The sequence below is a fragment of the Ruminococcus sp. genome, assembly GCF_045129435.1.
Taxonomy (GTDB): domain Bacteria; phylum Bacillota; class Clostridia; order Oscillospirales; family Acutalibacteraceae; genus Ruminococcoides.
In genome coordinates, this window is record NZ_JBGVJL010000048.1 from 1 (window position 1) to 6807 (window position 6807).

The window sequence follows — 6807 nt, forward strand, 5'->3', positions numbered from 1 at the left end:
CTTTGAGGCAAGTACCTCCTTGACAACATCTGATATTATTTCGCCGTTTTTAATACCGTTTTTCTGAATTTTCTTGTAAACAATAAACTGTGCAAGTGCCTTAAAAATAAGTCCGTTGTCAATTTCCGCAAGGATTTTCCAGTATTTTTTTGCAACCTCCTGCATTTCTTTTGGCTCAAGTCCCATTGCAACAAGCATTGCCATAATTGAGCCTGAGCTTGTACCGGAAACATATTCCGGTCTTATGCCAAGCTCATACAAAGCAGTAACCGCACCGATATGTGCAATTCCCTGCAATCCTCCGCCTGAAAAAACAAATCCAATCGCATCTTTTCTGTCTTTCATAATTTTTCGCAGTCCTTATCTTTTAATAAAATTTGTAAACATTGCAGTAAGACTCAGTTTCTACAAAATAATCGTACCAGTTGTAGAACTCGTCAAAGCTGTAATCCTCAGAAATCAAGTCATAATTTTTAAACTTTGTATTCTCTGTAATATACTTAATTACCTTGTCCCTGTCGGCAAGTCTTGAAATATAAACAGTAATTTCATCTTCATTTGCAAGCTTTGAGTCTGTTTTAATCGCCTGCATACTGTCGGTCTTTTCCTTCTCACTGCCGTTGTTCATATAACCGTTCATAAACTGAGTAATCTTGCCGTTGGTGATTACTCCCCTCTTTTCCGCAAAGTCCTCAAGCTCGTCTGCAAGAGTTGGTGAAAAATCTGCCGTCTGAACAATCATAGTTTCGTCGTAATTCGCAAGCTTGTCAATGCTCTTGTTCCACTCAAGCATAGCAGTACCCACAAACACGCATTTTGAGGTCTGCGGAGTGTAAAGCTCGGTTTTCACGCCATACATATAGTACGGCTTTACTGTAATGTAGCCGATTGCACAGGTGATTGCAAGGCAAATCGGTACGGCTGTGGTGAGCCATTTTTTGCCTGTAATTCTTGTAAATTTAAGAAGTGCAAGCACAAAAATTGTGACAAACATCGGCAGCGAAGCCATAATATAACGGTCGCTGTTAAAAGGTGAAACAAGTGAAATTGCCACAAAATAAACAAGTGACGGCACAAAAGCCATAAACGCTGTGCGGGAAAGCTTTTCTTTTCTGACAAAGCGTAGATATATCCAAAAGCCGATAACAGCCACACCGCAAAGGGCAAGCAACCATATCTGATTTAAAAATACATCTTTTGCAAGCACCTGAATATATGTGCCGATTTTGTACGCAAAGTAAGTAACAACAGTAATTGGGTCAATAGAAATGCTGAGCGAACCAAAGCCACGGTTACCGCCGAGAACATTTGTAATAATGTACGGATAAATGAAAAGTGCCGCTGCACTGCCGATAAGTGCTGTGATTATGTACTTAACCAAATCCTTGATGTTCTTTTCCTTAATCTGAAACACAAGCATAATAAGACCTGTGAGTCCCTCAAAAAGGATAAAATAATACTGAGTAAGCGTGCCGAGCAGGGTTATAAGTCCTAAAATCAAAAAATCGGTAAGCTTTGCTGTGTTTTTTCTCTCAAAGATTTTAAGATTCATATAAATCATTGAAAGCACAAAGAACGTGAGGGTTGCATACATTCTCAGGTAAATAGTCATTGTTGTGCAGGCAATGCTGAATGCAAAAGCACCTGTGGCTATAAGAGCGTATAGGTTATTTTTTGTAATTTTTTTTACAATTTTAAACAGCATAATCAAAATGCCTGCCATAGCAAAAACATTTACAGAAAATGCAAAGTACCTTGAAAACTGGTTTGGAAATAACGAACACACAGTATGTACAAGTCCGTAATAAAAAGGCGGATGTGAAGCGTCTATAATCTGATTTTCATAAACCTGAGCATAATTAAAGCGGTCGCTGTCCGATACAGAAAGATAATCTATAAAATCCGCACCGCTGTTCCATTCGCCGTCAGTTTTAAGAGTATTTGCCGAGTTTGCAAGATTATAGGTCAAAAGCTCGTCCTCGTGGTAGCCCTGCTTGTTCATCATAAAAACTGTGCTGAGTGCAAGACTTAAAACTATGACAACCGCAAGAAAAATTCTTGATTTTTTGTCTGAAATATTCATACTTTACCTCTCTGAATTTATTATCCATTCTGAAATTTAAAGAATATTATACCAAAATTCTGCCATATAGTAAACATACAAAACATTGGTTTTTATATGTAATTTCTCAAATATTTGTTACGCTTTAGCTAAACGGGCATAAAAATAATGTCATAATTTATTATAATATAGCAAAATGACTTTTATGTTACAAAATAATCTGCTATTACCTTAAGCATTTTTCAAGCATAACTAAATTAACATTCGGTATTCCATTAAAACTGCATGGCTCTATCCCGATTTCACGATAATTTAATTTTTTTATAAAAGGCTCTTGCATTAACATTCAACTCATTAGTATCAATTCGTAAATAATTACAGTTATGTTCTAAAGAATATTGCTCATAGAACTTCACAAAAATTTTGCCTAAGCCTTTGCCCTTTGAATAAGGGTCAATAACAAGAGTATGCAAAACCATAATATCTTTATCATCAGCATCATATTGCCATACAACTTTATTATAAGTATCAGGCTGTATATGATTTATAATTGCAGTTCCTACAATTTTACCATCTGCTTCTTCAACAAACAAATCATTTCTAAACAATGCAGACTCCGCTGTCGCCTTAGTCGGATATATGTCACGCACCCAGCCGACACTCACATTTCCTCTTTCCTGCTCTTTAAGAATATGATCATATATTCTGCAAACAGCGTCAATATCCGACTCAGATGCTTTTCTGATTACAATTTGCATATTTCCTCCATAAAAATTCATAGGTCATTTTCATTAAATTTTCTAATACAACAGACATTTTGCAATTTCCAATCTGCAAACAAATCATAAGGTATAAGTAATATTTTTAACCCTTTTATTTATTAAAAAAGCTCTTTCATTGCCGCAATCATCTTATCCATTTCCTCGTCAGTACCGACAGTAATTCTGAGGTGATTGTCAATTCTTGGAATATTAAAGTATCTTATAAAGATTTTCTTTGTCTTTAAGTATTCAAATATTTCCTTAGCGGAATATTTTTTGTGTGTGGCAAACAGAAAGTTTGTTGCACTCTTCTTTACATCAAAGCCAAGAGCAATGAGTTCTTCCCTTACCCTCTCTCTTGTAGCAATTACTTTATTTACACACTCCTTAAAATACTCCTCGTCATTCATTGATGCAGTGCCAACCTCAAGTGCAAGACTGTCCATTACATATGAATTGTAGGAATTTTTAACGGTTTCAAGAGTGGCAATAAGCTCCTCACTGCCGATTGCAAAGCCAATACGCATACCTGCAAGTGAGCGTGACTTTGAAAAAGTCTGTGTAACAAGTAAATTATCGTACTTCTTCGTAAGTTCAACAGCAGATTCGCCGCCAAAGTCAACATAAGCCTCATCAATAATAACCACGCTGTCCTGATTATGCTCGACAATATCAATCACAAAATCAAGGGGCTTACAAATACTTGTAGGTGCGTTTGGATTAGGAATGATAATTCCGCCGTTTTCTGTATAATAATCCTCTGCGTGTATTTCAAAATTATCGTCAACAGGAATTGTCTTGTACGGAATTTTAATAAGTGAGCACCATACAGGATAAAAAGAATAGGTAATATCAGGATACAAAATCGGCTTTTCTGAGTTAAAGAAAGCCATAAATGACAATGCAATTACATCATCAGAGCCGTTGCCAACGAACACATTGCTTCTGCCGACATTGTATCTTTTAGCAATAGCGTCTTTTAAAATAATTGAATCCGAATTAGGATATTTTTTTAGTCCCTCGCTGTTTTCAGCGTATTTTTCAAAGACCTTTTTAACTTCCGGTGACGGCGGATATGGGTTTTCGTTTGCGTTAAGCTTAATCATATCCTTATCGTTTGACTGTTCACCTGCCACATACGGCTTTATTTTAATGAGATTTTCTCTCCAGCTTCCCTGCATTTTTATTTCCCCTTTATTCTACATTCTAAAACAGGTCACGAAAAATCGTGACCTGTAATTAACTGTTACATTGTAAACAGCGAAAAGCATTAAGACTTAGCCTTTGCATCACTCTTGAAAAGTGCTGTAAGAGTTTTGCTGTCTGCTGTGCCTGACTCGGAAATTCCGCTTGCTTTCTGGAATTCCTTAACGGCTTTCTGAGTGACCTCACCATAATAGCCTGTTACATTTCCTTTATCGGTAATGTATCCGAGGTCAAACAAACGCTGCTGCATAGCTTTTACATTATCGTTTTCATCATCAAGCTTGAGTGTAAGACCGCTTACTTTAATATTATATTTGCTCTCAACAGAACTGCTTTCATTAGCCTTTGTTGCTGCCTGAGCAGCTGTTGTAGCTGTGGTTGACTTCTGAGTAACCGGTTCAGACACATTTGCTGATGACACTGTGCCTGCCTTTGTGGTTGGCTGAGTGCTTTCCTTTACTCTGTCAGGATACATAAAGTCCATAATCTTATTAAGAGTCTGAAGTGATGTTGTACCCATTCTCTCAATCTCAGTTTTTGTAACCTGTAAAGTCTTATTATTTTTGATTGCCTTTAATCCTACGAGATCCTCGTCATTCTTGATGAAATCCAAGGTTGCGTCATCAGCATACAAAATATAATCAGGATTTGCAACTTTAAGCACTTTTGTATCAATTTCACTTTCAGAAACATTTACAGCCGCATTCACTGCACCTGTGTAACCCAAAAGCATATCACCATAAGTACCGCTGTGAAGAGTGTGCAGTTTGTCACCGTCAAGATAAAGATAGCAGATTGTCTTTGACACACTGTTGTTGTTCTCGTTCTTCATGGTTTTCATTGTATCAATAAGCTTGTCATAGGAATCGCTTCCCTTTTTAGCTCCGTCAACAGCACCACCGAGAATTTTGCCGAGTGTGATATACGCAGTTTCAAGCTCTGTTGTGGTTTCCGGAGAAGCCACATTCAGCACAAGAATACCGCCGTCTGTAAGCTGAGTTTTAACATCAGCGTCAAGAGTATCGTCTGCAAAAACAATGTCTGTAGAATAGAACTTAATCTTATCAACATCAGGCGACTGAGCAGAGCCTACGCTTGGTGCAACCGATAAAAAGTCCTGATTCACCTCGTCACTTCTGCCGACCATTTTTCCCGAATAACCGATACAATCAATAATATCTGCAGTTTTGTCCGAAAGCACAACAATGTTCTTTGGCTCGGTTTTAATAGTTACATCTGCCACAGATACCGGGTAGTTATTGTCACCACTACATCCTGCAAGTCCTGCACAGGCTGACACAGCAAGCACAGACGCAAGAGAAATCGAAACGATTTTCTTCATTAGTTACCTCCGTTTATTTAGCAAATAGAGATTCAATATAATGTTTAGCACATCGTGGAGAACGACCGCCTCTTGAAAGTGCAAATCGCTCGGCTCCTGCTTCAAGCTCCTCTTGTGAAAGAGTAACATCATTTTCCTTGGCAAGAGCAAATACAATATCAAGGAACTCCTTCTTAGACGGTGCAGAGTAGCACACAGACAAACCAAAGCGGTCTGAGAGCGAAAGAGTTTCCTGCATATTATCACGAGTGTTGATGTCATCATCTGTACGGTCTGCAAAGCTTTCCTTAACAAGATGACGGCGGTTAGATGTTGCATAAATAAGTGCATTGTCAGGACGAGCCGCAATACCGCCCTCAAGCACAGCCTTTAAAGTAGTATAGCTCTGATCCTGCTTTTGGAAAGAAAGGTCATCAATAAATATGATAAACTTCATAGGCAGTGTTGCAATTTTGTCAACAAGGATTGGGAAGTCAATAAGTCTTTCCTTAGGAATTTCAACAATTCTCAAACCGTCCTTACGGAATTCATTTGCAATAGCCTTAACAGTAGAGCTTTTGCCTGTACCCATATCACCATAGAGCAAACAGTTGTTGCAAGCCTTGCCCTCAATAAATGACTTAGTGTTGCCTACAACAATATCACGCTGTCTTTCATAGCCGGTAAATGAGTCCATATCAATCTTATCAGGGTGCAAAACAGGCTGAATGTCGCCGTCACGCCAAATAAATGCCTTGTAACGGGCAAAAATACCACAGCCGTTTTCCTTATAATACTTTGCCACCTTTTCGAGTGAGCCATCAAACATTTTAAAGCTTTCGGCACATTCGCCGCACTCCCACCTTGGAAGATGCTCGGCAACGCAGCCCATGTCAGCCACAGTAGCAAGATCGTTTGATGCACAGTAGCATTGAATAAGCTCCTGAGATGTGAGTGAAGCGGCATTTAAAATAGCCTGACAATCACGCCTTACAGCCTTTAAAAGGTTTTCGGGAAGTGTATTGTACTTGCCGGCAGCAGCTGCTCTTGTAAAGCAGTTTTCATCAAACAAAGCAGCTTCTGTAAGAGAATAAGCCAGTCGGTTGCTGCATCCTCTTTCACTTATAAGTGAGAAAAACTCGCCGTAAGCATTCAAAAACTCTTCAGGCTTTTTGTCCATAGAGCTTAATAATTTGTAATATGCCTTTGGTACGCTTCGGTTTAAAATTCCTCTGAAAACCGAGAGGGACGAAAGCGAAAATAAAATTTCTTTTGCTTTATTCATAAATCATCATTCCATTCCTCTTAATTGTACGACTTTTTTTGTTTTAAGTCAATATTTCCGCAAAAAATATGACTTTACTTTCGCAACAGTAAAAGTAAATCAGTTAAAAAGCTTAGTATTTATCACAATTTAAAACTTTTATAAATTATTTTTAAAAAAGTGTTGACAAAAT

The 6807-nt window shown here is 38.0% G+C and carries 6 protein-coding genes; all 6 read right to left on the reverse strand.

Annotated elements, in window-relative coordinates; genetic code table 11:
- Positions 1–345, reverse strand: a 345-nt coding sequence (locus tag ACJMMI_RS02465) for a patatin-like phospholipase family protein (protein WP_405353171.1), incomplete at its 3' end; no start/stop codon positions are given.
- A 22-nt stretch (positions 346–367) separates the two neighbouring features.
- Complete coding sequence (locus ACJMMI_RS02470; RefSeq protein ID WP_405353173.1) at positions 368–2083, reverse strand: hypothetical protein; 1716 nt, start codon at positions 2081–2083, stop codon at positions 368–370.
- A gap of 281 nt (positions 2084–2364) precedes the next feature.
- Positions 2365–2820 carry a GNAT family N-acetyltransferase gene (locus tag ACJMMI_RS02475; RefSeq protein WP_405353175.1) on the reverse strand — a complete coding sequence of 152 codons (456 nt, stop codon included), beginning with the start codon at positions 2818–2820 and terminating at the stop codon, positions 2365–2367.
- Positions 2821–2942: 122 nt separating this feature from the next.
- On the reverse strand, positions 2943–4004 hold the full coding sequence (gene hisC / locus ACJMMI_RS02480) for a histidinol-phosphate transaminase (protein WP_405353177.1): 1062 nt from the start codon (positions 4002–4004) through the stop codon (positions 2943–2945).
- A gap of 89 nt (positions 4005–4093) precedes the next feature.
- A complete protein-coding gene (locus ACJMMI_RS02485) occupies positions 4094–5371 on the reverse strand; it encodes a peptidoglycan-binding protein (protein WP_405353178.1) in 1278 nt (425 codons plus the stop codon).
- A gap of 13 nt (positions 5372–5384) precedes the next feature.
- Positions 5385–6635, reverse strand: coding sequence for an ATP-binding protein (locus ACJMMI_RS02490; protein WP_405353180.1), 1251 nt, complete (start codon positions 6633–6635; stop codon positions 5385–5387).
- Positions 6636–6807 lie beyond the last annotated feature (172 nt).

Excerpts from the sequence above, each read along its gene's own strand:
- ACJMMI_RS02470 (WP_405353173.1), bottom strand. The coding sequence starts at position 2,083 with ATGAATATTTCAGACAAAAAATCAAGAATTTTTCTTGCGGTTGTCATA.
- ACJMMI_RS02475 (WP_405353175.1), bottom strand. The coding sequence starts at position 2,820 with ATGCAAATTGTAATCAGAAAAGCATCTGAGTCGGATATTGACGCTGTT.
- hisC (WP_405353177.1), bottom strand. The coding sequence starts at position 4,004 with ATGCAGGGAAGCTGGAGAGAAAATCTCATTAAAATAAAGCCGTATGTG.
- ACJMMI_RS02485 (WP_405353178.1), bottom strand. The coding sequence starts at position 5,371 with ATGAAGAAAATCGTTTCGATTTCTCTTGCGTCTGTGCTTGCTGTGTCA.
- ACJMMI_RS02490 (WP_405353180.1), bottom strand. The coding sequence starts at position 6,635 with ATGAATAAAGCAAAAGAAATTTTATTTTCGCTTTCGTCCCTCTCGGTT.